At 64.1% G+C, this 26410-nt stretch carries 23 protein-coding genes and 1 pseudogene; 13 read left to right on the top strand and 11 right to left on the bottom strand.

Translation table 11 applies throughout. From position 1 onward, the window contains the following. The first annotated feature begins 390 nt into the window (after window positions 1-390). The 3 genes from VGM61_RS01970 to VGM61_RS01960 are packed head-to-tail and all read left to right on the top strand — an operon-like array spanning window position 391 to window position 2783. Complete coding sequence (locus VGM61_RS01970; RefSeq protein ID WP_331521027.1) at window positions 391-1095, top strand: alpha/beta hydrolase; 705 nt, start codon at window positions 391-393, stop codon at window positions 1093-1095. 57 nt (window positions 1096-1152) lie between these two features. Continuing rightward, the gene (locus tag VGM61_RS01965; RefSeq protein ID WP_331521026.1) at window positions 1153-2013 is read left to right on the top strand and encodes an alpha/beta hydrolase; all 861 of its coding nucleotides are present in this window, start codon (window positions 1153-1155) and stop codon (window positions 2011-2013) included. Further along, the gene (locus tag VGM61_RS01960) at window positions 2010-2783 is read left to right on the top strand and encodes an SDR family oxidoreductase (protein WP_331521025.1); all 774 of its coding nucleotides are present in this window, start codon (window positions 2010-2012) and stop codon (window positions 2781-2783) included. Before VGM61_RS01965 ends, VGM61_RS01960 begins: the two co-directional genes overlap by 4 nt. A gap of 77 nt (window positions 2784-2860) precedes the next feature. On the opposite strand, the gene VGM61_RS01955 is transcribed toward VGM61_RS01960, so the two are convergent. After that, entirely contained in the window at window positions 2861-4126 is a 1266-nt protein-coding gene (locus VGM61_RS01955) for a mechanosensitive ion channel family protein (protein WP_331521024.1), read from the bottom strand. A 428-nt stretch (window positions 4127-4554) separates the two neighbouring features. Between VGM61_RS01955 and VGM61_RS01950 the strand changes: the two genes are divergently transcribed. The 5 genes from VGM61_RS01950 to ppa all read left to right on the top strand — a co-directional run bounded on the left by VGM61_RS01950 (window position 4555) and on the right by ppa (window position 10551). Beyond that, window positions 4555-6108: a DUF389 domain-containing protein gene (locus VGM61_RS01950; RefSeq protein ID WP_331521023.1), complete on the top strand. Its 1554-nt coding sequence runs from the start codon at window positions 4555-4557 to the stop codon at window positions 6106-6108. 147 nt (window positions 6109-6255) lie between these two features. Then, the gene (locus VGM61_RS01945) at window positions 6256-8346 is read left to right on the top strand and encodes a prolyl oligopeptidase family serine peptidase (protein WP_331521044.1); all 2091 of its coding nucleotides are present in this window, start codon (window positions 6256-6258) and stop codon (window positions 8344-8346) included. Window positions 8347-8466: 120 nt separating this feature from the next. Then, the gene (locus tag VGM61_RS01940; RefSeq protein ID WP_331521022.1) at window positions 8467-9660 is read left to right on the top strand and encodes a molybdopterin-dependent oxidoreductase; all 1194 of its coding nucleotides are present in this window, start codon (window positions 8467-8469) and stop codon (window positions 9658-9660) included. Beyond that, a complete protein-coding gene (locus VGM61_RS01935; protein WP_331521021.1) occupies window positions 9657-9968 on the top strand; it encodes a hypothetical protein in 312 nt (103 codons plus the stop codon). The genes VGM61_RS01940 and VGM61_RS01935 overlap by 4 nt, the downstream gene beginning before the upstream one ends. Window positions 9969-10002: 34 nt before the next feature. Continuing rightward, window positions 10003-10551 carry an inorganic diphosphatase gene (ppa, locus tag VGM61_RS01930; protein WP_331521020.1) on the top strand — a complete coding sequence of 183 codons (549 nt, stop codon included), beginning with the start codon at window positions 10003-10005 and terminating at the stop codon, window positions 10549-10551. Window positions 10552-10625: 74 nt separating this feature from the next. Here the strand turns inward: ppa and VGM61_RS01925 are convergent, their stop codons facing one another. Then, complete coding sequence (locus VGM61_RS01925; protein ID WP_331521019.1) at window positions 10626-11654, bottom strand: DUF2333 family protein; 1029 nt, start codon at window positions 11652-11654, stop codon at window positions 10626-10628. A gap of 101 nt (window positions 11655-11755) precedes the next feature. Beyond that, entirely contained in the window at window positions 11756-12406 is a 651-nt protein-coding gene (locus VGM61_RS01920) for a TetR/AcrR family transcriptional regulator (protein WP_331521018.1), read from the bottom strand. Between the two features lie 301 nt (window positions 12407-12707). On the opposite strand from VGM61_RS01920, the gene VGM61_RS01915 reads away from it, so the two are divergent. Both VGM61_RS01915 and VGM61_RS01910 read left to right on the top strand, forming a co-directional pair. Continuing rightward, window positions 12708-13367 carry a protein-L-isoaspartate O-methyltransferase gene (locus tag VGM61_RS01915; RefSeq protein WP_331521017.1) on the top strand — a complete coding sequence of 220 codons (660 nt, stop codon included), beginning with the start codon at window positions 12708-12710 and terminating at the stop codon, window positions 13365-13367. Window positions 13368-13414: 47 nt separating this feature from the next. Next, window positions 13415-14788, top strand: a complete 1374-nt coding sequence (locus VGM61_RS01910; protein ID WP_331521016.1) for a TolC family outer membrane protein — start codon at window positions 13415-13417, stop codon at window positions 14786-14788. A gap of 50 nt (window positions 14789-14838) precedes the next feature. On the opposite strand, the gene waaA is transcribed toward VGM61_RS01910, so the two are convergent. Beyond that, window positions 14839-16104 carry a lipid IV(A) 3-deoxy-D-manno-octulosonic acid transferase gene (gene waaA, locus VGM61_RS01905; protein ID WP_331521015.1) on the bottom strand — a complete coding sequence of 422 codons (1266 nt, stop codon included), beginning with the start codon at window positions 16102-16104 and terminating at the stop codon, window positions 14839-14841. A gap of 76 nt (window positions 16105-16180) precedes the next feature. Here waaA and lpxL point away from each other — a divergent pair, with 76 nt between their 5' ends. Beyond that, entirely contained in the window at window positions 16181-17107 is a 927-nt protein-coding gene (lpxL, locus tag VGM61_RS01900; protein ID WP_331521014.1) for an LpxL/LpxP family Kdo(2)-lipid IV(A) lauroyl/palmitoleoyl acyltransferase, read from the top strand. Window positions 17108-17141: 34 nt separating this feature from the next. Here the strand turns inward: lpxL and VGM61_RS01895 are convergent, their stop codons facing one another. The 6 genes from VGM61_RS01895 to VGM61_RS01870 all read right to left on the bottom strand — a co-directional run bounded on the left by VGM61_RS01895 (window position 17142) and on the right by VGM61_RS01870 (window position 21944). Then, window positions 17142-17900 carry a glycosyltransferase family 2 protein gene (locus tag VGM61_RS01895; protein ID WP_331521013.1) on the bottom strand — a complete coding sequence of 253 codons (759 nt, stop codon included), beginning with the start codon at window positions 17898-17900 and terminating at the stop codon, window positions 17142-17144. After that, window positions 17897-19171 carry an O-antigen ligase family protein gene (locus tag VGM61_RS01890; protein ID WP_331521012.1) on the bottom strand — a complete coding sequence of 425 codons (1275 nt, stop codon included), beginning with the start codon at window positions 19169-19171 and terminating at the stop codon, window positions 17897-17899. Before VGM61_RS01890 ends, VGM61_RS01895 begins: the two co-directional genes overlap by 4 nt. Window positions 19172-19226: 55 nt before the next feature. Beyond that, window positions 19227-20351: a glycosyltransferase gene (locus VGM61_RS01885; RefSeq protein WP_331521011.1), complete on the bottom strand. Its 1125-nt coding sequence runs from the start codon at window positions 20349-20351 to the stop codon at window positions 19227-19229. A gap of 61 nt (window positions 20352-20412) precedes the next feature. Further along, on the bottom strand, window positions 20413-20601 hold the full coding sequence (locus VGM61_RS01880; RefSeq protein ID WP_331521010.1) for a zinc-finger domain-containing protein: 189 nt from the start codon (window positions 20599-20601) through the stop codon (window positions 20413-20415). A gap of 112 nt (window positions 20602-20713) precedes the next feature. Next, window positions 20714-21316, bottom strand: a complete 603-nt coding sequence (locus VGM61_RS01875) for a YceI family protein (protein ID WP_331521009.1) — start codon at window positions 21314-21316, stop codon at window positions 20714-20716. Between the two features lie 34 nt (window positions 21317-21350). Further along, window positions 21351-21944: a malonic semialdehyde reductase gene (locus tag VGM61_RS01870; RefSeq protein WP_331521008.1), complete on the bottom strand. Its 594-nt coding sequence runs from the start codon at window positions 21942-21944 to the stop codon at window positions 21351-21353. Between the two features lie 131 nt (window positions 21945-22075). On the opposite strand from VGM61_RS01870, the gene VGM61_RS01865 reads away from it, so the two are divergent. After that, the gene (locus tag VGM61_RS01865; protein WP_331521007.1) at window positions 22076-23062 is read left to right on the top strand and encodes a mitochondrial fission ELM1 family protein; all 987 of its coding nucleotides are present in this window, start codon (window positions 22076-22078) and stop codon (window positions 23060-23062) included. On the opposite strand, the gene glnE is transcribed toward VGM61_RS01865, so the two are convergent. Beyond that, window positions 23055-25904: a bifunctional [glutamate--ammonia ligase]-adenylyl-L-tyrosine phosphorylase/[glutamate--ammonia-ligase] adenylyltransferase gene (glnE, locus tag VGM61_RS01860; protein ID WP_331521006.1), complete on the bottom strand. Its 2850-nt coding sequence runs from the start codon at window positions 25902-25904 to the stop codon at window positions 23055-23057. The two genes, VGM61_RS01865 and glnE, sit on opposite strands and share 8 nt — an antisense overlap. A 182-nt stretch (window positions 25905-26086) precedes the next feature. On the opposite strand from glnE, the pseudogene VGM61_RS01855 reads away from it, so the two are divergent. After that, a pseudogene (locus VGM61_RS01855) lies at window positions 26087-26410 on the top strand (LTA synthase family protein); the annotation flags it as partial.

Here is a 26410-nt window from a genome sequence, read left to right as displayed (position 1 = left end):
CAGGGGAAACTGGGCGGGTTGCGAAGAAACTTTACGTAACCACTATAACAGGTATTGACAAGTTATGCGGATCGGAGAAGACTCCACGTCAGCCCGCTTAGTAACCTCTTTAAATACACCTGAAAGGTTATGTAAGCGTCAACGAATCCTGACGACAGGCTACACACGCCATGACCGCCGAACATCCGAGCCCTGAGCGACTGATCCTGTTTTCCGACGCCGTGTTCGCGATCATCGTCACCTGCGACCTGACACTTTCAAGCCCAGCTTCATAAAGCAACGTCCTACCCCGACCGCCTGACCCGACAACTTAAGTCACCCGAATCTGGGAGATGGCCTGGCCGTCGCCAAAGGGTGAACTTGTTTTAAAAAAACGCATTGGAGAACAACATGACTGACGCAAACAATCTTCCCACCATCATCCTGGTCCATGGCGCGTGGGTGGATGGAAGCAGTTGGGCACATGTGATCGTGGCGCTAGCCGATCGCGGATACAAAGTCATTGCCGCGCCGCTGCCGCTAGCTTCGTTGAAGGCGGACATTGATTCCTTGCAGGCCGTGATCGATCGTACGGAAGGCTCCGTCGTGCTGGTGGGCCATGCCTATGCCGGCGCTGTGGTTTCAGGTATCCAGGACGAGCGTGTATCTGCGCTGGTGTTCATCTCAGGCCTTGCACCTGCACAGTCCGAAACTGTCGCGGACGTGTTCTACCGCGATACCCAGCATCCCGATGCACCAAAGCTTGCACCGGAACCGGACGGACGGTTCTGGCTGGCCGCCGACAGTTTCAGCACGGCATTCGCGCAGAACGCCGATAAAAAAACGCTCACGGTGATGGCGTCCGTGCAGCGACCGATCGCCGCACCGTGCATCACCGAGCCGATGGGCCCAACGCTATGGAGCAAGCGTCCATCCTGGTACCTGGTGGCGCTTGACGACCGGATGATTCCCACGCCAACCCAGCGCTTCCTTGCCCAGCGCATGAATGCCACCAGCCGCGAAGCGGCGGTTGATCACTGCCCAATGGTGACCGCTCCGGACGAGGTGGTCTCAATCGTCGATGAGGCCGCACGGCTGGGCACGAAAACACGCTGACCCCCGCGCGTTACGCACAAGCCACGACCCTAACCAACTTCCTACAGGACAACTCCCATGACAACCGTACATTTCAAGTCAATCAAAGTCGACGGCCTGGACATCGCCTACCGCGAAGCCGGCCCTTCAAACGCCCCGACACTGCTCCTTCTGCATGGCTTCCCTACCTCCAGCCACATGTTTCGCGACCTAATTCCCGCGTTGGCGGATAAGTACCACATCGTAGCCCCCGACTTCCCCGGCTTTGGCCGTTCGTCGATGCCCGATCGCAGCGAATTCGCTTATTCCTTCGCCCATCTGGCCGATGTCATCAGCCGGTTTACCGAAGTGGTTGGACTGAAGACGTTCGGCATCTACATCTTCGACTATGGCTCGCCCGTCGGTTTGCGCATCGCATTGAAGCACCCGGAGCGCATCACCTCGATCATCAGCCAGAACGGTAATGCCTACGAGGAAGGCCTGAGCGACGGCTGGAACCCGATCCGCACCTACTGGAAAGATCCCAGCGACGCCAATCGCGATGCGCTGCGTGGATTCCTTTCGCCTGAAAGTACGTATTTTCAGTACACGCACGGTGTAGCCGACACCACGTTGGTATCCCCGGATGGTTTTTCGCTCGACGACTTCTACATGGCACGTCCGGGCGCTCATGAAGTGCAATTGGACCTTCTGCTCGATTACGCCAGCAACGTGGCGATGTATCCAGAGTTCCAGGCCTATTTCAAGAAGCATCAGCCGCCGATGCTGGCAGTGTGGGGTAAGAACGATCCGTTCTTCCTGCCGCCAGGCGCTGAGGCATTCAAGCGCGACATCCCAGCCGCCAGCGTGCAGTTTTTCGACACCGGGCATTTCGCGCTCGAAACGCACCATGCGCAGATCGCCAAGGCGATCCTCGGTTTCATGGGTAGCAGGTCATGAGCCAGGAGACCGTGGCCATTGTCACGGGTGCCAGCCAGGGCATCGGTCGCGCCACGGCTATCCGCGTGGCTCAGGATTTCTCGCAGGTGGTACTGGTGGCACGTAACCGCGGACATCTTGAAAGCACGGCCGACGCGGTGAGGCTTGCCGGTGCCGAACCCCTGGTGATCGATGCCGACTTAAGCCAGGTGCCCGCCGCGGACCAGGTAGTGCGGGAAACGCTGGCTCGACTCGAGCGTATCGACGCGCTGGTGAACATTGCCGGCGCGGTGCCACAGATCGATCTGTTCGAGATGACCGACGAGCAATGGTATGCCGGTACGGAATTGAAGCTTCACGGCGCGCGCCGCCTCACCATCCGTGCATGGGATGCGCTCAAGGCCTCGCGGGGCGCGGTCGTGCTCACTTCCGGCAACTCCGCGCAGTTTCCCAAATCGCCCTATGCCGCCGTGGGCGCGATCAACGCGGCAATCGTGGCCCTGGCCAAGGCCTTCGCCGAGCGCGGGCTGAAAGACGGCGTGCAGGTGAACAGCGTGATGCCCGGCCCGGTCATGACCGGGCGTCGCGAAAGTTATCTGAAAAAATGGGCGACCGATCACAAGCTCACCGTCGAAAATGCGACGAGCGCATTCCTTGCCCAATCGGGTATCAGCCGTTATGGCAAGCCCGAAGAACTCGCCGACCTCATGGCGTTCCTGGTGTCGCCCAATGCACGTTGGCTTACCGGCGCATCCATCCGCATGGATGGCGGCGAAGTCACGTCGATCTGATCGGGAAAAGTTCGTATCAAGAAGAGCGCAGTCCGGGCCGGATCGAGGAAAACGCCTCGCAGTCCGGCCCTGCCAGGCTAAGCTGTCGATGGCCCGATAGTGGTAGATCGGGCCGCTGAGGGCGTATCGAGCAACTTCCGAATGTCGCGCCCGCCCGGCTCCTGGAAGACGTTCAGGCTGAACTCGCCCATCACGGCCAGCAGATGGTCGAAGATGTCCGACTGGATATCCTCATAAGCGGCCCAGGCCGTCGTGGCGGTGAAGCAGTAAATCTCCAGCGGCAACCCTTGCGGCGTCGGCTGTAGCTGGCGCACCAGCATCGTCATCTCGTTGGAGATACCGGGATGGGCGTGCAGATAGGCCAGGACATAGGCCCGGAAGGAACCGATATTTGTCACTCGCCGGCTGTTGACCGGGTCGCATCCCTGATCGGCCAGTTTACGATTCCATGCGTCCAACTCGACCTGCTTGCGGTCCAGATAGTCGTCGATTAGCGCAAAACGCCGTAGCGCGGTCTGCTCCTCGGGCACAAGGAAGCGCACGCTGGCCTGGTCGATCAGTAGCGACCGCTTGATCCGCCGCCCGCCCGACTCCGACATGCCGCGCCAGTTCTTGAAGCTGCTTTCAATCAGCTTGTAAGTCGGGATGGCCGTGATCGTCTTGTCCCAGTTCTGCACCTTGACCGTGTGCAGCGCAATATCGATCACATCGCCGTCCGCGTTGAGCTCGGGCATCTCGATCCAGTCGCCCACGCGTAACATGTCGTTGGAAGTGAGCTGCACCGAGGCGACCAGCGAGAGGATGGTGTCCTTGAACACCAGCAACAACACTGCCGCCATCGCGCCGAGGCCTGAAAGCAGCAGCAGCGGCGACTGTTCCATCAGCGTGGCGACCACCAGGATCGCCGCGCCCGCGAACAGCACGATCTTGAGCACCTGGATATAGCCCTTGATCGGCCGGTTCGCCGCATCCGGGCGACGCTGATACAGATCGTTGGCGAAACCGAGAAACGCGCTGATCGCCAGCACGATCGTCAGGATGATGAAGGCGCTCGCGACATTCTTCGTCACGGTGACCGCACCGGCCGGAAGATGGGGAATCAGTTCGATTCCCCGTGAGATGATCACCGCTGGCACGATGTTGGTCAGCCGGGCGATCGCCTGCGCTGGCGTTACCCCGTCGTTCGGCAACACTCGTAGAGCCAGCTGCAGCAGAACCTTCTTGACGAGGAAATTGGCGAGCCCGGCGAAGGCGATCAGAATGGCCAGGCCAATGAGGGACTCCGCCCAGGGCGGCAACGTGGGGAGAGCGGCGAGGATGGGAAACGGGTTGGCTTCGGTCATGTTGCGAACTGATTGAAAGGAAATTGAGCAATGCCAGCTACAGGCTGGACTGTCACTTCGCTTCCGGGTAAAGAAAAATCCTGATTGTCTCGTCAGGATACAGCCAATCCGGGCCAGCCTCGGACGCAGGATCGAATGGGCCGATTTTGCGTAAACCTGCGGCAATACGTCAGCAACTCAAGTTTGGACGTTAATCGAAAGCACGAGGCATTCGCGCCATAATCCCCGCCGATCCCGCTCCGGCGATGCTGGCGGGGGAAGGACGATCGCGCCCGATGAGGGCGCGAAGCCGGCAGGGAATGCCGCGAGCCTCGCCATGCAACCTCCAGGAGTGCGCATGGCACAGCGACGCGCCCGTCGGGTCCAGCGACCTGCAAACGCTTAGCGAGGCTGTCATGTTTTCATCCCCTTACCGTGCCTGGCGGCGAATGAATGCCAGGCTGGACCACCCCGGCATTGGCCAGTCCATCGACGATGATGGCCGCCTGGCAGCCAGCTACCTTTTCATGTGTGCGATGGCCGCGGGCATCGCCATGATCGGCCTGCTATGCAACTCAGCCTCGGTGATCATCGGCGCCATGCTGGTATCGCCATTGATGGGTCCGATCGTGCGCCTGGGTTTGGGGATCGGCACACTGAGCTTCACACGGGTCTGGTGCTCGCTGGGCACGCTGGCCTGCGGCATGACGGTGGCGCTGGTGGTTTCAGTGGTGATCGTGGCCGTTTCGCCGCTGAAGGTGGCGACACCTGAAATCCTGGCGCGAACCAACCCGAACATCTTCGACATGGTGGCGGCCACCCTATCGGGTCTTGCCGGTGGGTACGCAATGATCCGCAACCGTGGCGGCACGATCGTCGGTGTCGCCATTGCCACCGCGCTGATGCCGCCGATGGCGGTGGTGGGTTTTGGGGTGGCCACCGGCCAGTTTGCTTTCGCCCGGGGGGCGTTGTTGCTGTTCACCACGAACCTGGCGGCGATCGCCCTCAGCGTGACACTGGTGTGCACCTTCTATGGCTTCGGTGGCGCGGCCACGCGCAAGGCGGTGGCCTGGCAGTTCGCTGTCGGCGCGCTGGTGTTGTTGCCGCTCGCCTTGCCGCTTAGCACTGCCCTGGCCGACATCGCCCGGCAGACTCGCACGGTCAATACCGTGCGGGCCGCAATGACGACCGCGCTGGGTAATCAGCAGATGCGTATCCTCGATCTCAAGCTGGACAATACCGGCGCCACGCCGCTACTGGATGTCACCTTCGCTGTACAGGCTTTCACCCGGGAAGAGGACGAGCGCCTTCGGCGGGCGCTGGCGCCCGCCCTGGCCGCCGGTACCGTGATGCGGTTCCAGCCTGTGATCGTTGCCGATCCCCTGGGTACTGAAGGCGGTCGTTCCAGCCTGGGTAGCGCGGTGGTCGGCACGGTGGTTGCCAGTGCTTCAGTGGCCGAAGATCCCACGGCCGGGGACATCGTGCGGCACTTCCCCCTGCCGTTGCTCGATTCGCACGTCGACGCCGCGAAGCGCAGCATCGAACTGGTGGTCTCGCCCTCGGCCCGTGTATCGCTGGCCACGCTTCGCCAGATGGAAGCCACGCTTGCCGATGGCGCCCCCGATTGGCGGGTAGGCATCATCCCATCACCACGCCCGCTGCCGCCCATATTGTTCGCGCGCGGCTCAGCAGCCCTCGGAAACTCGCAGATGGGCACGCTGGCCGACCTCGCCTGGGCCATGCGCCATTGGGGCAGCAGTAGCGTCTTGGTCGAGGGCCGTGCCAGCAGCGATGGCCACGGCCCGGTCGACCTGGCCCAGGCACGCGCCGAGGCCGTGCGCGGCTGGCTTGAGCAGCAAGGTTTCATGGTTACCCTCGGTGCCAGCTATCCCCTGCCCGACCAGCAACGGCGCGAGGATGCCGAAGGTGTGGATGCTTTCCGCAGTGTCTTCGTGCACGTCACCGATGCCCAGGCCCCCGACGCACCACCCCATGATCCCTGACCTTCGGCAGGGGGCCTTGCCCCCATGCGACGCTATGGTCAACCTGTTCACTGCGGTGCCGCCTTTAATGCCGGCACCGCAACCACCACCTGCCAGGGGACAACCTTTGTGAAACGAAGCCACCTTGCCCTCTGGGCCAGCCTTGCGATGACCGGAATGACCTACGCCCAACCTCCCGCCCAGCCGGCAGCGCCAGCGGCCAGCGCAAGTACCAGCGACGACGCCTATCTGTGGCTTGAAGACATCGATGCGGCAAAGTCGATGGACTGGGTCAAGTCGCGCGATGCCGACACGGTAAAGAAATACGGGGACTCCACCGAGTTCGCCACCATGCAGGCGCAGTTGCTGGAAGTGCTCGATTCGGAAGCGCGCATCCCGATGGTCACCAAGATCGGCGACCACTACTACAACCTGTGGAAAAACAAGGCCAACCCACGCGGCGTCTGGCGGCGTACCACGCTTGATGAATACCGCAAGGACAAACCCGCCTGGGAAACCGTGATCGACGTCGACGCACTGGGCAAGGCGGAGAGCACCAACTGGGTGTGGCACGGCGCGCAATGCGTGAAGCCGGACTACAAGCGCTGCCTGGTGTCACTGTCGCGCGGCGGCGCCGATGCCGATGTGGTGCGCGAGTTCGACCTCACCACCAAGAGCTTCATCAAGGACGGCTTCACCTTGCCTGAGGCAAAGAGCCAGGTGGCCTGGCGCGACCTCGATACCATCTACGTGGCCACCGATTTCGGCCCGGGTTCGATAACCGAATCGAGCTACCCGCGCATCGTCAAGGAATGGAAGCGCGGCACGCCGCTCGCTTCCGCGGCCACGGTGTACGAGGGCAAATCCACCGATATGTCGATCTCGGCCTTCCGCGATCTCACCCCCGGATTCGAGCGCGACTTCGTACAGCGTGCACTGGCCTTCTACGACGACGAACTCTACCTGCGCGGCAAGGACGGCAAGCTCACCAAGGTCGACGTGCCCGACGATGCGGTCACCGATATCCAGCGCGAATGGCTGCTGGTACAGCCACGCACGCCGTGGAAGGTGGGTGGCAAGACGTATCCTTCCGGCTCGCTGCTGGTGACGCACCTTGACGACTACATGGCGGGCAAGCGCGAGATCACCGTGCTGTTCACACCCAATGAGCATCAGTCGCTGGCCGGGCATTCGTGGACGAAGAACCACCTGATCGTCACCGTGATGAACGACGTGGTGAGCCAGCTCACCGTCTACACCCCGCCCAAGGGTGGCAAGGGCGCCTGGACGCATGCACTGCTTGGCGGCGCGCCGGCGTTGTCGTCGATTGACGCCTCGGGTGTGGACGCGGACGACAGCGATGACTATTTCCTGGTCTCCAACGGCTTCCTGCAGCCGGCCACGCTCTACTACGGCACCGTAGGTGGCAAACAGGAAGCGCTCAAGCACGCCCCGGTATTCTTCGATGCTTCGGGCTTCCAGGTAAGCCAGCACTTCGTCAAATCAAAGGACGGCACCCGCGTGCCGTATTTCCAGATCTCGCCCAAGTCGATGAAGCTCGACGGCAGCCATCCAACGCTGGTGTATGGCTACGGCGGCTTCGAGATTTCGCTGGAGCCGGCGTACTCAGGCGGCATGGGGCGTGCCTGGCTCAGCCATGGCGGCGTGTACGTGATCGCCAATATCCGTGGCGGCGGCGAGTACGGCCCGCGCTGGCACCAGGCGGCGCTGAAGGCGAACCGCCTGCGTGCCTATGAGGATTTCGCCGCGGTGTCGCAGGACCTGATCGACCGCAAGGTCACCTCACCCAGGCACATGGGCATGATGGGCGGCAGCAACGGCGGCCTGCTGGCCGGCAACATGCTCACGCTCTACCCGCAGCTCTACGGCGCAATCGTGAGCCAGGTGGCCTTGCTGGACATGAAGCGCTACACCCACCTTTCCGCCGGTGCCTCCTGGATGGCCGAATATGGCGACCCGGACAAGCCAGCGGAGTGGGCCTTCATCCAGAAGTTCTCGCCGTACCAGAACGTGAAACCCGGGGTGAAATACCCGCCCGTGCTGTTCACCACCTCCACCCGCGACGACCGCGTGGGCCCGGTGCATGCCCGCAAGATGGCCGCCAAGATGCAGGACATGGGCTACGACGCCAGCTTCTACGAGAACATCGAGGGCGGCCACGGCGCGGCGGCGGACAACAAGCAGTCGGCCTTCATGAACGCCCTGGGTTACAGCTTCCTGTGGGACCACCTGAAGTAGATCCAGGGTTACCGGACAAAGGAAAAAGCCGCCTTCGGGCGGTTTTTTTCACTGCGGCTGGACACGCGGCACATGGCGATGCCACGGTTAGCACCTGCCGCCTGTCTTCGAGGTTAATCCATGGATCGCTTCGCTCCTTCGCGCCGTCATTTCATGGGCCTGCTTGGCATCACCGCGGCAGCAGCGGTCTCTGGCCTGCGGGCGGCCGACGTGCAACTGCCTTTCGACAATGGCAAGCGGCAGCTGGTGGAGGGTTTCGAAGGCAAGGGCCGGATGATCCTGCAGCGTACCCGGGCACCCTTGCTGGAGACGCCGTTCGAGGTCTACGACAACGGACTGCTCACGCCGGTCGATCGCTTTTACGTGCGCTGGCATACGGCCAGCGCACCACGCCAGATCGACACCGCCGCCTTTCGCCTGAATGTGCATGGCCATGTGGAACGCGAACTGTCGCTGGCCCTGGCCGATCTACGGTCCCTGCCGGCCAGGGAGGTCACCGCCGTGAGCCAGTGCGCGGGTAATTCGCGCGGATTCTCCGACCCCCGCGTACCGGGCGCACAGTGGGGCAACGGGGCGATGGGCAATGCCGTGTGGCGCGGAGTGAACCTGCGCCAGGTACTGGACCGCGCTGGCGTAAAAGCAGGCTCGATGGCGATCCGCTTTCGCGGACTGGATGCCGCACCGCCCCACTTCGGTAAATCACTGGGCGTGGATATCGCCCGAAACGATGATGTCTTGCTGGCCACCCACATGAACGGCCAGCCGCTGCCATGGGACCACGGGTTTCCATTGCGTCTGGTGGTTCCAGGCTGGTTCGCCACTTACTGGGTGAAGGCCGTCAGCGATATCGAGGTTCTCACCACCGAGGACGACAACTACTGGATGGCCAAGGCCTACCGCATACCGGCCACGCCCGACGGAAGCACCACACCTGGTGCGCCCGCAGGTGCCACCACGCCGATCAGCACAATGCCGCCGCGTTCGTTCGTCACCAATGTGCGCGATGGCGACCGGCTGCGCGCCCATAGCCAGCACGCGATCCGCGGTATCGCCTTTAGTGGTAAAGCTGCCATTCGCCGCGTCGAGTGGTCCGGTGACGGCAACACCTGGCATCGCTGCCAGATCGATGGCGAGGGCGGCGTTTACGGTTTCCGCCGATGGCACACCCAGATACCGGTGGGGGCGCCGGGCGGGCAGCAACTGCTGGTGCGTGCCACCGATGCCGCAGGCAACGTGCAACCGCTTCATGCAGGCTGGAACCCCGGTGGCTTCATGCGTAACGCCGTGGAATCGCTGAATCTGGTGATCGCATGAACATCCGCATACTGATCCTGGCGCTCATTACCCTGCCCTTTGCCGTGTCGGCACAGGTGACCGAACCACCGTTGCCATTGACTGGCGCCCCGCCTGCCGCAGCGGTCTGCATTGCTTGCCATTCATCGGAAATGATCGATTCCCAGCCACGCCTTACCGAGGCCCAATGGCGCGCCACCGTCCTTAAGATGAAGGCCGCCTACGGCGCCCCGGTCGCCGATAAGGATGTCGACGACATCGCGCGCTGGCTCACCGCGCACCAGACAGGCAGCGGGCAGGCTGCTGCGAGACAAGGCCGATTGCCGTAAACTTGTGGTTTTCCGCGCTTTCCAAGGACTACCCATGGGCCTCCACCTGGTCGCCGCCGGCCGCAACGTGCCGGACGAAATCAACGTCATCATCGAAATCCCGAAGGATGCCGAGCCCGTCAAGTACGAGGTGGACAAGGAAAGTGGCGCGATCTTCGTCGACCGTATCCTGTCCACGCCCATGCGCTATCCCTGCAACTACGGCTACGTGCCGGGCACCCTGGGCGGCGATGGCGATCCGCTGGACGCCCTGGTGATCCTGCCGCTGTCGCTGGTGCCGGGCTCGGTGATCCGCTGCCATCCGGTAGGCATGCTGAAGATGACCGACGAGGCCGGAGCCGACGAGAAGCTGGTGGTGGTCCCGGTCGACAAGGTGTTCGCAGGCTACGCGCACATCAAGGACATCAAAGGCGTGTCGGGCCATTGGCTCGAGCGCATCGGCCACTTCTTCGAGCACTACAAGGATCTTGAGAAGGGCAAGTGGGTCAAGATCGACGGTTGGGTCGGCGCTGATGAGGCCAAGGCCGAGATCATCGCCGGCGTCAGGCGCTACAAGGAAGACAAGGGGCCGAAGGCCGTCTAAGCCCGCCAAAGGCGGAAAATGAAAAGGGGCGCGAAAAAGCGCCCCTTTTTTATTGCTGAAGCAAGCGAAGCCCGTTAACCGCGCTTGAGCAACTCGCGCAAGTCGATCAACGCCGCATTGGCGCGGGACACGTAGTTGGCCATCACCAGCGAGTGGTTGGCAAAGAACCCGAACGGCGAACCGTTGAGGATGATGGGACTGGCGACAGGTTTCTGCGCTTCTTCCAGTTCACGGATCACCTGCTGCAGGCCGACGTCGGCGTTCTTGTCTTTCAGCACCGGGCCGAAGTCCTTCTGGAAGGCGCGCAACTGCACCAGCAGCGTCCATGTGTAGCCGCGCGCTTCGTAGAAGTTGTCGTCGATCTTCGACCATGGCGTCTTGATCATCTTGCCGCCATCGGGCGCGGTGGTGATTTCCACCTTGTCGGCCTGGTCGGGGCTGGGCACGGTATCCAGGCGGATCTGCCCCACGCTCGCCGACAGCCTCTGCGACAACGATCCCAGCCTTCCCGAGGCCACCTGCAGGTAGTCGGCAAGGTTATCCGCACGCGCGTAGAAGTGCGCGTTGCCTTCGTCTTTGTCGCCCAGGCGTTTCAGGTAGCCTTCCAGGTGATCCACGGCCTTTCGCAGCTGGCTTTCGGTGCTTGGCAGCAACCAGCGGTCGTTGGGCGAGTTGAGCAGCGGATCGGCCTGGGCCAGGTCCGGGTCTTCGGTCGATTGTGTCTGCGAACGGCTGAAATCGTTTCGAAGGGCACGGACGAGGTCACGAGACGCCGTGAGCGAGCCGAATTCCCAATTGGGCACGTTGTCCATGAACACGCCGGGCGGAAATTTGTCGTTGCTAAGGTAGCCGCCGCGCTTGTCCATCAGGGTGTCGACCGAATCGATAAGTGCCACCGTGGTGGTGGCGCCGGCATTGACCGGCTGCTTGAGCTCAGTGGCGCGGGCCGCCGCGGCCTTCACCGGATCGAATGATTCAGGTTCCTTGTCCCACCACCACATCACGGCCAGATCCACCACCACCAGGGCGAGGATCAGCGCCAGTACGGTGCGGATCAGCCCCGTGCGACGAGGACGGGAAGACGTGGGCGTAGTGGCATCCATGACGAGCGCTCCAGTGACAGGTTCGGTGCGTTGAGTCTAATACGCGCGTGACCGCCGACGATTCAAGCGATCACCCACGGCGCCCAACGCAGCGAAAACCGTTAGTGGGGACCGTAGGCCCGCATGAACATGTCCACGGCAGCTGCCGCCGTGGCACTGACTTCCTCGGCGAACTCGTATTTGCAATCCTCACAGCCGAACAGGCGGCGGAACACCATGTCACCCTTGAGCAGGGCAAGGAACTGACCGGCGGCGCGGGATACGTTCTCGATCTGCAGCTCGCCGTCGTCCACGGCCCGTTGCAAAAGCTCGGCCACCAGTTTCTGCATCCGCGCCGGGCCTTCTTCCCACACCAGGCGGCCGAAACGCGGGTTGCCCTGCTGGCAGTCGGACAGGATGGCGCGGAAGGCGCCTACGGTGTCGGCGTTGGTTTCAGCCAGCGCGTGGCGCTGGGCGATTTCGTCGAGGATGTCGCGGATGCCCACATCCGGCCGCTTGGTGAAGAGCTCGGCGGGCAGTTTGTCCTGCACGTGAGCGCGGATCACTTCACGGAAAAGGTTGTCCTTGTCGCCAAAATGGCTGTAGACAGTGAGCTTGGATACCCCCGCGGCAGCCGCCACGGCATCCATCGAGGTGCCGTTGAAGCTGGACATGGCGAACAGGTTACGGGCGGCATCCAGGATGAGCGCACGCTTCTCCATGTCCTTGGGGCGACCGGGGCCCTGCGGTTTGGGTTTGAGGCTGGCGTTCATGGGTGCACCTTCACAAGCTGACGTCTCAAGTTTATTATACGCGGCGGTTCAGTATTTTGCAGGTCGGGCCGAAAGCGATCAGCCGTACGATGGTTTCGTATGTTCTGGCGCCGGGCCGCAGGGGCAAGTACCTGCCGGCCGGTGGTTAAGCTGCCGGTGGGTCATGTGACGCAAGTCAGGGGCGTCCGGTGACTTCCGGCACTTCGGTCACGACCCCTGAACGATAATGCTTGCGATTGTCGCCCCGGCGCTAAGCGCTTATGCTTTCAGACCTTTTTACCGCGCATCAGGACATTCCCCCATGGCGATGAATTTCGAACAGGCCCGCACCAACATGGTGGAAAACCAGGTGCGTCCCTGGGAAGTGCTGGACATGCGCGTCCTGGACGTACTTTCCAGCGTACAGCGCGAGGATTTCGTCGATCCGGCGCACCGGAACCTGGCTTTTGCCGACCTTGGCCTGCCGCTGGGCCATGGCGAGGTGATGATGAAGCCGGTGGTGGAAGGCCGCGTGCTGCAGGCGCTTGAACTGAAGCCGGACGACCGCGTGCTTGAGATCGGCACCGGCGCGGGCTTCCTTACCGCGTGCCTGGCCCGTCTGTCGGCACATGTCACCTCGGTGGACATCCATCCGGACTTCACCGCCCGGGCCGCCGAACGGCTGGCCCGCGCCGATATCACCAACGTCACCCTGGCAACCGCCGAGGCGGTGGTTGCCTGGCAGCCGGGCGCTGTCTTCGACGCCGTCGTGGTCACCGGCGCCACGGCAGAACTTCCTTCCCGCTTCCTCCACTGGCTCAAGCCTGGTGGCCGCCTCTTTGCCATCCTCGGCCAGTCGCCCGCGCAGACCGCGGTGCTGGTGACACACGAGGGTGAAGGGCGGCAACGCAGCGAATCGCTGTTCGAAACCGACCTGCCGTACCTGGCGCATGCGGCGCCGTCGCGCCAGTTCGTGTTTTAAGCAACCCGTTTTCAACACCTTTTAAATTTCACCCGAAGAGGCACACCATGCGTTTGAAGCTCCTGACCCTGGCGTTGGCCCTGGCCGCGGCACCGCTGTCCAGCCATGCCGAGGATCTGCTCGACGCGTATCGGCAAGCCCGCGCGAACGATCCTACCCTCGCCCAGGCCGATGCCCAGCGCCTTGGCCAGCACGAAACCGTGGTGCAGAACCGCGCATTGCTGCTACCGCAGGTGGATGCGAGCCTGTCGCTGAACCAAACGCAGAGTGCGGGTAATCGGCCGACCGTCATAACCGACGACCTCGGCAGCCCGGTTGGCACCTCGCCCAACACCGGCTGGGTGCGCGCACGCAGCCAGTCGCTGAACGTCACCCAGTCGGTGATGGACTTCAGCCTGTACGCCAACCTGAAGGCTTCGCACGCGCTCGATGCTGCGCAGGAGGCCAGCTACCAGGCATCCCTGCAGCAGCTTGCCACGCGCACGGCTACGGCCTACTTCCAGGTGCTGACCAATATGGACGCGCTGGCCTTCGCCAAGGCCAACGAACAGGCCCTTGCTCGCCAGTTGGAGCAGGCGCAGCAGCGTTTCGACGTCGGTCTGTCTGCGATCACCGACGTGCAGGACGCCAAGGCCCAGCACGATACCTCGGTGGCCGATGTCATCGTGGCCGACAACACACTTTCCGATTCACGCGAAGCGTTGACGCAGATCACCGGCCAGCCGGTGGGCGAACTGAAAAAGCTGCGCGAAGATCTTCCGATGACCCCGCCGGCGCCGAATGATCCGAAGACCTGGGTCGACACCGCCATGCACTACAGCCCCACCGTGGCATCGGCGCAGTTCCAGGTGGAATCCTCCGAGGCTTCGATCAATGCCGCGCGAGCCGGTCATCTGCCGACCATCAACGCCACCGCCGGCTGGGGACGTACCAGCCAGTGGACACAGAACGGCGGCGTCGACCTCAACAGTGCCACCGGCGGCACCAATAACCATCCATCCACCACGGTCGGTTTGACGCTGTCCATTCCCATCTTCTCAGGCGGTGCAACGCAATCGCGCGTTCGCCAGGCGATCTACAGCCGTGATGCCTCGCAGGACGTACTGGAAGCCACGCGCCGCCAGGTCACCCGCGACACGCTGAATTTCTACCGTTCGGTGGTGGCCGGCATCAGCCAGGTGGAAGCCACCAAGGCAGCGGTGACCTCCTCGCAAAGCGCCCGTGATGCAACGCAGGCCGGCTTCGAAGTGGGTACCCGCACCATCGTCGACGTGCTGATTGCCCAGCAGAACCTCACCCAGGCACTGTCGAACTACTCGCAGTCCCGCCATCAGTTCGTGCTGAATAAGCTGCTGTTGAAGCAGACTGCGGGCGAAGTAGATATCAAGGACCTCGAAGCGGTGAACTCGCTGCTCCAGTAAACAGCACAGCTCAGGGTCGGGGTGAAGACTCCGGCCCTGCATCGGAAGGATTATTCCTCCAGCAGGCGATCCACCAGCCGCATCACACGCTCCACGGCGCCCCGCTCGCTTTCGAACACATGCCGGGCGCGATCTCCCATCTGCCGACGCTCGTTGCCATCACGCAACAAGCCACGCACCGCATCACCAAGCTCCGATGCCTCGTGCACGCGCACGCCGCCGCCTTCCTGCACCAACGTATTGGTGATTTCCTCGAAATTGAAGGTGTGCGGCCCCACCACCACGGGTGTGGAAAGCGCCGCGGGCTCCAGTACGTTGTGGCCGCCGATCGGCACCAGGCTGCCACCGACGAAGGCAACATCGGCCGAGGCGAAGAAGGGCATCAGTTCACCCATGGTGTCGATCACGAAGCACTGGGTGGCATGTCCTGGCAGGCCATCGACGCTGCGCACCGCGACGGTGAAACCTAGATTACGTACGGCGCCTTCTACCTGGCGGAAGCGTTCGGGGTGGCGCGGCGCGATCAGCAGCAGGGCATCGGGCAGGCGCTCAAGTACCTTCAGGTGGGCCTCCAGCACGGGCATTTCCTCGCCCTCGTGGGTGCTGGCGGCAATCCACACCGGCCGCGCCGTACCCCAGGCATCGCGGAATCCCTGGCCGCCGCCCTTGGTCGTGGCGGGAAGCGGCATGTCGAACTTGAGATTGCCCACCACCGACAACTGCGTGGGCTCAGCGCCCAGCAGGCGATAGCGCGCGGCATCGGTGCGCGACTGCGCGGCAATGTGGCTGACGCAACGAAGCGCTGCGCGCACGAGGCTTTTCAGCGGGGCGTAGCCGCGCAGCGAACGCTCGGACAAGCGGGCGTTGGCGATCAATAACGGGATGCCACGGCGGCGGCAGCCGAAATAGAGGTTGGGCCAGATTTCCGTTTCCACGATCACCGCCAGCCGCGGACGGATCTTGCGAAGGAAGCTTCGTACAGCGAAGGGGAGGTCGTAGGGCAGGTACACGCTGTGCACGCTTTCACCGAACAGCTGCAGAACGCGCTCGGAGCCGGTGGGCGTGACCGTGGTCACCACAAGCGGCGCGTCGGGATAAGCCTGCATCAGCGCCTTCACCAAGGGCTCGGCGGCATTGACCTCGCCCACCGACACCGCGTGCACCCACAGGCTGCCGTTGATCCCAGGCGCGGGGAATATGCCGAAGCGTTCGCGCCAGCGGCGGTGGTAGCCACGATAGCGAACACCGCGGGCGAGCAGCCGCATCACGATGATCGGCGTCACCAGGTACATGGCCAGGGTGTACAGGAGGCGCAACGAAGAAGACCCCTTGCTTAGCTTAGCGGGGCAGTATACCCGTGCCCCGCCGTGGGCAGCCCGGTAGAATGATCCGATGCCCGGTGCCGTCCTGCCTCCCCTTCCCCGTCGTCTTCTAGGCCCGCGCCACTGGCCAGCCTGGATCGGCGTGGGCGTGATCTGGCTGGTGGCCCACCTGCCCTGGCGCGTACTGGAGGGCCTGGGCCGATTTATTGGCAACCTGGCGCTGGTATTGAACGCCGAACGCCGCCAGATCGCCGCCACCAATATTGCGCTGTGTTTTCCAGAACTCGATGCCGATGCCCAGCGTGCCCTGGTCCGGGCGAACCTGCGCGACGTCGGCATGATGCTGGTGGAGTTCGCACTGGGCTGGATGGGCAGCGATCGCGCCATCGCCCGCGTGCCATTGCGCATCGAAGGCCTGGAGCACTTGCAGGCGGCACGCGATGCCGGCCGCGGCGTGCTGCTGGTGGGCGGACATTTCTCCCACCTTGAGTTGGCCGCGCGCCTGGTATCCAGCCGCATCCGCATCGCCGGCATGTACCGGCGGATGGATTCAGAGGTATTCGAGTGGGTGGTGCTGCGCTCCCGCCTGCACTATGCCGACGCCATGTTCGACAAGGATGACCTGCGCGGCACGGTGAAGTACCTGCGTGCCGGCGGCACGCTGTGGTATGCCCCCGACCAGGACATGCGCAGCAAGGACAACGTCTTCGCGCCGTTCTTCGGCGTTCCCGCGGCCACCATCACCGCCACGCACCACCTGGCCCGGATGTCGGGCGCCGTGGTAATCCCCTTCTTCCATCGGCGACTGCCCGACGGCGGCGGTTACGTGCTGCGGCTTGCACCACCCATGCCCGACTTCCCAGGCAAGGATGCGGCAGTAGACACCTTACGCGTGAATGAAGAAATCGAGCGCATGGTACGCGAAGCACCCGAGCAGTATCTCTGGGTTCATAAACGGTTCAAAACGCGCCCGCCAGGCGAACCCCGCATTTACTGAAGGGGTTTCCCGCCAACTCGCGTGATGAATGCCATTAGCGACGGCCTTGTCGCCGTGCCTCGTGCAGCTTGGCGTATTTCAGGAACGCATAGAACGCACCGGTGACGCTGGCAATGAAGCCGGCCCAGCCGTTGAGAAAGTAGCGCTTGAGCAGGTACTGCCGCAGGAAGAACAGCGGCGGATAAAACACCATCCGCAACCCGGTGAAGCGTTGCCGCTTGCGCAGTTTGTGCGCCACCATACCGGTGGTATAGCGGTTGATCTTCTCCACCCGCGTGGCGATGTCGCCGTCGCCATCGTTGACGAAGTCCGCTTGCCACAGGTTGCGTACCGGCCCGTCCACCTCCACGGCCGAGTGCACTTCCACATCGTTCATGCGGCCACGGCGCCGGTCGAACAGTCTCAGGTGCGGATTCCGCCACGACCACCGGTGCTGCACCGTCCAGAACATGCGTTCGCGCCTCGGCAGGCGAAAGCCGGCGTGGCGCGGGGCTTGAAGTGCATGTTCGATCACCTGGCGCGTACCGGGCGACAGCACCTCGTCGGCATCGAGGTTGAGGATCCAGTCATGGCGGGCCAGGGCATAGGCGCGCTGCTTCTGCGGGCCATAATCGTCGAAGGGGTGTACCTCGACGCGGGCGCCATGCCTGCGCGCAATCGCAACCGTGGCATCGGTGGAACCTGAATCCAGGACGACGATTTCCTCGGCCCACGACACCTCTGCCAGAACGCGGTCGAGCGTGTCGGCGTTGTTGTAGGTGATCAGCACCACCGAGAGCGGTTCGCGTGTCATGCCACTGCCTTGTCGGCCGTGTCGGGGATATCCGCAAACAGGGCCGCGCACCACAGCGCCAGCAGCCACGCAAACAGCAGTCCCCACCAGGCGGAATAAAAGGCCAGGTGCGTGTTGATCGGGAACAGCATCGCCGAGAGCGCCACGGTCACGGGAAATGCCCGGGCGCGCGCTGCCGGTGGACGGGTCCACCAATGGCGGATGGCAACGCAGGTGGCCGCAAACCACAGCACCAGGCCCAGTGCGCCCGTCTCGGTAAGGATCTCCAGCAGCAACTGGTGGGCGTGACAGGCACCCTCGCCCGCGCCGCAGGATTCATCAGTAACAAAATGATCGTTGGCCGGTGCGTACGAGGGATAGGCATATCGGAAGCTGCGCACGCCCACGCCATTGACCGGATGCGCCGCCGCCATATGCAGGCTGGCCCGCCAGATCGATAACCGTCCGGTGAGGGCTTCGTCCACGTTGGCGCCGTGGCCCTGGAAAACTTCCAGGGTGCGTTCCATACGCGCATGGAATGGTGTCGACACCTCCCAGGCGATGCCGGCACCGGCTCCAGCGACCACCGCGATGGCAAGGCATGCGGGAAGAAAGCGCCGCCAGCCACCGCATTCGACCCAGGCAAAGGCGAGCACCACCACGCCATAGCACAGCCAGGCAGCACGTGATCCGGCCAACAGGATCGGGCCGAGCATCGCCAGGGCCGCCACCAGCAGCCCGCGCCAACCCCAGCGCTCGCGAGCCGCCCAAAGCAGGAAGGGCGAGAGCACGGCAAGGGTGGGGCCAAGCTTGAGGTTGTCCGCGCCGAAGATGCCCGATACCCGCTCTGCTTGTGCGTGGCCACCCAGGCTCCAGCCAGTGGCGGCCTGCACCCAGGCATCCAGTACCCACACCGCAATAACCACCGCGGTGGCGCGGAACAACGTAAAAAGCCGCGACGGACGCCGCATGGCGAAACACGCGTAGATGCCGATCGGCAGGTACCGCAGCACCGCCGCCACGGTACCCCATGCCTTGCCCGGCGCCACCGCATCGAACGCTGAGAACAATGCGGCGCCGATGTAGGCAGCCATCAAGGCCAGGAACAGCTTCGCCCCGGCATGCTCACCCAGCGCGCGGGGTTCGCGCACCAGCAGCATGATGCTGCCGATCAGGCACAGCGCCGTACAAAGCTCCGCGCTGCGGCCAAGTGGCAGTAGCGCCGGCAGCACCCAAAGCGGCATCAGGGGCGAAGTGAGCCCGGCCTTGATCGACAGCTTGTTTGGAATCATGGGCCGCGGCGTGTGGACGAGCCCCGGATTGTAGTTCCCCGGGCGCCGGCAGTGCTCAGTCGGCGGCGACTTCCTGGTAAAGCGCCAGCGTGGCTGCCTGCATGTCATCGAGTCGGTAGTTCTTCAATGGCGCGATGGCCGGGGCAAGACGCAGCAGTTCGGCCACACGCTCGACCAGGCGCTCGCGGTCACCCAGGGGTACACGGCCGGCGGGGTAAAGCTCCGCCAACAGCTCACCCACGCCGCCGTGCGCATAGCCCACCACGGGCCGGCACAGGGATAGCGCCTCGACCACCGTACGGCCGAACGACTCAGGCTTGTTGGAAAGCTGGAGAATCAGGGCGGAACTGGCGTAGATGTCGCGGATGTCAGCGCGCGTACCCGACATCACCACCTTGTTCGCCACGCCGCGGCGCTCGGCCAGCATTTGCAGTTCGCGCACGTAGGCCTCGCGGCCAGGCTCAATCACGCCCAGCAATAGCAGGCGGGCATCGATGCCACGGGTGGCAAGCTCGGCCAGGAGTTCGATGGCGTCCGCATGACCCTTCAGGCGTGTGCCCCGGCCGGGCAAGGTAAGCAACGGCGCGCCGGCCAGCTCCGGGAACTCGTTGAAGAAGTGCTCACGCCAGGCTTCTTCCGGGCGATAGCCGTAGGGAAAGGCGTCGATGTCGATGCCCCGCGGGATCACCGCGATGCGCGAGGGATCGAGCCCCGCGTAGTGGCGCATGACGTAGTCGCGCAGGGTTTGCGAGACCACGATCACCCGCTCGCCACGGGTAAGGATGGCGCTGTAGCGGCCCGGTGTATTGAGCCCGTGTACCGTGGTGATGAAATGGGGCCGTTTGGCCATGCCACGCATCGCCCACCAGGCAAGCCAGGCCGGCACGCGCGAACGCGCATGGACGATGTCCGGTGCCAGCGCTGAAAGGATGCGCCGCAAGGCGGGCACCTGCAGCAGCGAGAACACGGACTTCTGGCCGATCGGCAGAGTGACGTGTTCGCTGCCTTCCTGCTCCAGCTGGGGTACCAGCCGTCCGCCACCGGAAATCACCACCGACCGGTGCCCCGCTGCCACCAGGGCCCGGCCCACTTCCAGCACCGATCGCTCCGCGCCGCCGGCATGCAGGGCCGGGATCAGCTGGATGACGGTAAGTTTGCGTTCGGGCGGGGTATTGGGCACGTCGGGAAAAGGTCAGATGGGGTGCCCGAAGGCAAGCACGGATCGTGCCGCAAGGGCCGGTTTAGTCCTTCAGCACGTAGACGGCGCCACAATAAGAGCACTTCGACTGCCCACCATCGTCGACGACGGGCAGGTAAACGCGGGGATGCGAGTTCCACAGTTCCATCCCGGGCATGGGACAGGACAACGGGAGGTCCGCGCGGGTCACCTCGTAAAGGTTTTCGGCGTTGGCGGGAATGAGGTTGGCCATGGGTCAATTCCGGCTAATGGTGCAAAACGTGATGTTAGCAGGGGGGAGGCACCCCACATGCAAAAAAACCCGCGCCAGGCGCGGGTTTTTCGCAAGGCACGTAGCCTGGCGCTTACTTGCCGAATTTTTCCTTGTACGCCGCTGCCTCCAGGCCCTCGGTGGTGATGGAAATCTTGATGTCGTCGCTGACGGCGGGGACATAGGCGCCGACCCCGAAGTCTGAACGCTTGATCATGGCCGTGGCATTGAAGCCGGCGGCCGGCGCCTTGAGCATCGGATGGTCGGCCACCTTGTTGACCGTGACGTCCAGGGTCACCGGCTTGGTTACGCCGTGGACGGTGAGGTCGCCGGTAACCTTCAACTTATCCTTGCCAGCCGCCGCCACCTTGGTGCTTTTGAAGGTCATCGTGGGGTACTTGTCAGCGTCGAGAAAGTCCGGCTTCTTCAGGTGCTCGTCCAGCGCCGGCACGTGCGTGTCCAGCGCCGAGAGCGGCATGGTGACATCCACCGTGGCCTTGGTCGGGGCGGCCGGGTCATACACCAGGGTGCCCTGGGAGATGCCGATATCGGCGGTGGGATTGGAGTAGCCGAAATGGTTCCAGCTGAACAGGACCATGGTGTGGCCCGGGTCGAGCGTGTAGGTAACCGGGGCCGCATGGAGCGCGGTACCGGTGGCGAGCAGGCTGGCCAGGGCCAGGTAGGCAATCTTGCGCATGGGTTATCTCCGTGGAAAGGGCAAACTTGAAATATCAGGCGATGCGGGCGGCTTCGTGGAAATCGAGCCGGGGGCTGCGCGGGAACAGGTTGCGGCTGGCGTCGCCGTAACCGAGGTTGACCAGGAAATTGGACTTTATCGCGGTGCCGCCAAAGAAGGCAGCGTCCACACCGGCATTGTCGAAGCCCGACATGGGGCCGGTATCCAGGCCCAGCGCACGGGCGGCCAGGATCAGGTAGGCGCCTTGAAGCGAGCTGTTGCGAAAGGCCGTCTGGTCGATCAGCGCCTGGCTGCCGACGAACCAGCTGCGTGCATCGGCGTGGGGGAAAAGCCTGGGCAGGTGTTCGTAGAATTCATGATCGGAGGCCACGATGGCGGTGACCGGCGCCTCCATGGTCTTGCCACGGTTGGCTTCCGACAGGAAAGGCGAAAGCTTCGCCTTGGCCTCGGGTGACTTCACGAACACCAGGCGCATTGGGGAGGTGTTCGCACTGGTCGGGCCGAATTTGACCAGGTCGTAGAGCTGATGGAGAAGCGTGTCGTCGACGGGGCGGTCCGTCCACGCGTTGTGGGTGCGCGCGTGGCGGAAAAGCTGGTCGAGAACAGCATCGGAAAGCGGGGTCGTCATGGGCATCCTCTTCAGTGACGATCATCTCGCCCGGCACTTCCGGGCGAAACCCCAGTTTAGGCGCGAACGGCACCCCGCGGCGACTGCTCCACACGAACGTACTGTTGTCCCACACGCTACAATCGGGAACGATGAAGACGAGCCACGGCGGCGAATGCTGGGTCATCACCGACGGGGCCGCCGGCAACGAGCGCCAGGCCATGGCCCTGGCCCAGACCACCGGACTCATCATCCGCCCCTTTCGCGTGGAACTGCGCCGTCCATGGGCATGGGCGGCGCCCCGCCTGCTGCCGGCCTCGCTGCTGGCCCTGCCACCGGTACAGCGTGAACAGTTCCGTCCGCCCTGGCCACGCGTGGCGATCGGCTGCGGACGCGCCGCGGCGATGCTCACCCGCCTGGTCGGGCAACTTAGCGACCGGCGCACCTACACCGTGCAGATCCTCGATCCGCGGTTGGATACACGCTACTGGAACCTGGTGGTGGCCCCGGTGCACGACGAGCTTAAGGCCGCCAACGTGGTGGAGATGACCGGCTCGCTCAACCCCATCGACGACACCTGGCTGGCCGAGGGGCGGGAAGCCTGTCCTACCTTAAGCGACCTTCCCAAGCCGCGGCGGGCAATCCTGCTGGGAGGCGAACGCCGCGGCATTGAGCTTGGTGCGCCGTACGCCACGCAGCTGGTGGAAAGCCTGCGCGGCATGGCCGCCCGCGAAGGCGGCAGCTTCATGATCTCAAGCTCCCGGCGCACGCCGGCGGCCTTTCGCGATGCCGTCGTCGCCGGACTGGCCGATTTCCCCGGCCATGTGTGGACGGGCGGCGACACCGCCGGCAATCCTTATGCAGGCTACCTGGGCTGGGCGGACTCATTGGTGGTGACACCCGATTCAGTGAACATGCTTTCCGAAGCGTGTGCCACCGGCCGCCCGGTGCGCACACTGGTCACCACACCGTTGCCGGCTAAATTGGCCCGGCTGCATGCCACCTTGCGCTCGCGCAACCTGCTGGGCGACCTCGACGATCACTTGCCATCGAGTTTCACCCCGCTTCGCGAAACCCAGCGCGTCGGCCAGGACCTGCGCCGGCGCATGCAGGAGTATGTCGGTCCGGTCGCTAGCTGAAGACGAACCCGGCACCGGCGGCAACGGCCAGTACCTGCGCCGCCGCCTCGTCCAGCGCCGCCTCACGGACGGCAAGGCGGGGACGCCCGTCGAGCGTGCAGGCCAGCGCACGCGACAGGAACAGCGCATGGGCCCGTTCGAGCGCACCTGCGTCGGCCGGCGCCAGTACGCCAGCTTCCATCAACCAGGTGAGCAGCGCTGGCGTGCTGCTGGGTATCGCCTGGGCCGTGGCAGCGATGGCCGCATGGGCAAGCACCAGCCCCTGTAGCAGGAACTCGATGTCGAGCAAGGTGCCCGTGCCTTGTTTCAAGTCGATGCGCGTGCTGTCGGAACGGTCGCGTTCCTGGCGCCAGCGTGCGCGCATCGCGGCCACTTCGGTGCGAACCACGGTGCCGTCGCGCGGGCGCCGCAGAATGGTTTCACGCAGGGCATCGAACTGGGCATGCAGGGCCGCATCGCCGGCAATGCCACGCGCACGCACCAGTGCCTGGTGCTCCCACGTCCACGCGCGTTCTTTCTGGTAACCAGCGAAGGCATCCACGCTGGTCACCAGCAACCCCTTCGCGCCGTCGGGCCGCAGCCGGGTATCGATCTCGTACAGCTTGCCGCCGCGGGTAAGCGCACCCAGCCAGTGCACGATGCGCTGGGCCAGGCGCTGGTACCACTGCGCGCCGTCCAGCGGACGCGCACCGTCGCTACGTGCGCCAGCGCGCGCGCCGTCATACACGAATACCAGGTCAAGATCGGAGGCGAATCCCAGCTCCGCGCCACCGAGACTGCCGTAGCCGAGCACGGCAAAGCCGGTACCTTCGCCGGGCAGACTGCCGTGCTGCGCCTTCAGTTCACGCTCGGCCATCGACAACACGGCGGCGACCACCGCCTCGGCGAGCGCGGCCAGGCGTCGCGCGGTGGCTGCAGCATCGGCGCGATCATCGCTGAAGGCCAAGCCCAGGCGGAAGCCGAGGCTTGATTGCAGTTCGTTCAGACGATCAAGTTCGCCTTCGGCATCGCGCTCGTCCAGTGCCGACAGCGCACGGCCAATCTCCGCCGCGACGTCGGCGCGCTTGAGCGGCAACTGGTCGATACGCGGATCAAGTACGTCGTCAAGCAATAGTGGCTGGCCGATGATTTTTTCGGCCAGGAACGCGCTGCGCGCGAACACCGCCACAAGCCGCCGTCGGGCGGCTGGTTGTTCTTCGAGCAAAGCCAGGTAGGACGACCGCCGTGCCACCGCCTGTACCAGCCGGCATAGTCGCGAAAGTACCGTTGCCGGCTCCGACGACTCGCGAGCCGCGGCGATCAGCTGCGGCATCAGGCGATCCAGCCGCTCGCTCGAACGGGTGGACATGGAACGCACCGCTGCTCCGCGCGGCAGGCTCAACAACACGTCCACGGCTTCAGGCGTGGGTGGGAATCCCGCCTCGGCCAGGTTCGCGGCCTCCAGTTCTCCAGCCCGCGCCTTGCGCCACAGATCGGCATCGACGGCTGGCACAATGGCGGCACTGCCGCCCTGGGGCACCAGCACGGCGGCAAACTCGGCCGAGACCAGCTCGCGATGGGCGGCGAGTTCCGCTTCCAGTGCGGGCCAGTCCGCGTAACCGAGTCCAAGGGCGATGCGCTCGCGGGAGAGATCGTCTTCGGGGATGTCATGGGTTTGCGCGTCGCGCAACATCTGCACGCGGTTTTCCAGCCGCCGCAGGAACAGGTAGGCCTCGCGCAATGGCTTGGCGCGCCCGGCGGGAATATGACCGCGCGCCTCGCAGGCGGTGAGTGCGGGCAACAGGCCGCGCACACGCAAAGCCGGGTCGCGGCCGCCGCGGATCATCTGCGTCAGCTGCACGATGAATTCGATTTCGCGGATACCGCCCGGTCCCAGCTTCAGGTTACCGGCAAGGTCGTTGCGCACCACTTCCGCATCGATCAGCGCCTTCATCTCGCGCAGACCGGCGAACGCCGTGTAGTCGAGGTAGCGGCGGTAAACGAAGGGCCGCAGCATGTCCTGCAGTTGCCGACCCGCCGCGCGGTCGCCCGCTACAGGCCGTGCCTTGATCCAGGCATAGCGTTCCCAGTCGCGGCCTTCGCGCTGGTAGTACTGCTCCATGGCGGCAAAGGGCAACGCCAGGCGGCCGGCGTTGCCGAAGGGCCGCAGGCGCAAATCAACGCGGGCGCAGATGCCGTCGCTGGTGGGTTCGGCGAGTAGACGCACCAGATGGCGGACGAGGCGGACGAAATACTCGTTGTTGTCGAGCGGGCGGGCGCCGTCGCTCTGACCACCGTTGGGATAGGCCAGCACCAGGTCGACGTCGGAAGAGAAGTTCAGCTCCGACCCGCCGAGCTTGCCGAAGCCCACCACCACCAGCCGCTGCTCCGCACCTGAGGCGTCGCGTGCCTTCCCGTAGCGCCGGGCCATGGCGCGCTCACTCCAGGCCAGGCAGACACCCAGGAGGGCTTCGTAAAGCTGGCTGGTGGCTGCCAGGGTCTCGCCGACATCGTCCAGGCCATTCACGTCCCGGAACACCAACCGAAGCGACTCGGCATGGCGAAACCGTCGCAGGTTCGCCAGCGTCTGGGTTTCGTCGTCGGGAAGTTGCAGCGCCTCGATCCGCGCGGATGCGTCGGCACCGGAACGAAGGCGTTCGATGCCTGCCGGCGCCAGCCATTCGGGGTGTCGTCGGAGTACGTCGAAGGCGTAGTCGCTAGCCAGCAGCAGTTGGCGAAGGCGCTCGGTGACGCCGGCGTCATCGTGTACTGCCACGCCCATGGCGCGGCAACGGGCCATCAAGTCGGCCAGGCGGCCATTGACGAGGGTGCGTAGTGCGGGGGAGGGGCTGGGCTGGGGCATGGCCGTCCATTGTGCCGTTGATGGCGGTCAGCGGACAGTCAGTCGGCAGGCACGCGCAGTTCATGACCAGTCGGTTACAGTACTTGCCCATTAGCGTGACAGTCCCCGTCATGGCGCAAATTCCTTCTGTGAAATCAAGGTTATGGCACCGGCGCGTTTTGTACGTCACGGTGCCGTTCGCGATGGCTGTGACGCTGGTATTTCTTACCTCTTTGATCGATGGAAACCCCGGCGTAAGCCCTGGTGTCTGGTATCAGCGCCCCCTGCACCTGTTCGCCAACGCCCTGCCCGGATTGATGGTGGCGATGCTGCTGGTGGTGCTCACCCGCAGGATCCTCCTTTCCTTGGGGCTGACCTGTCTGGGGCTGGGGGTCGTTTACGGCGTCAATGCGATCAAGGTGCGCAACCTCGGCACCCCCCTGGTGCCTGCCGATTTCCGTATGGTCGGCCAGCTCAAGGGTGGCGGTGCGCACCTTCTTGGCGGTTACCTGCCCGCCAGCCCCTGG

Source organism: Pinirhizobacter sp. (assembly GCF_036499745.1).
GTDB lineage: Bacteria > Pseudomonadota > Gammaproteobacteria > Xanthomonadales > Rhodanobacteraceae > Pinirhizobacter.
This window is presented reverse-complemented; position numbering and strand designations above follow the sequence as displayed.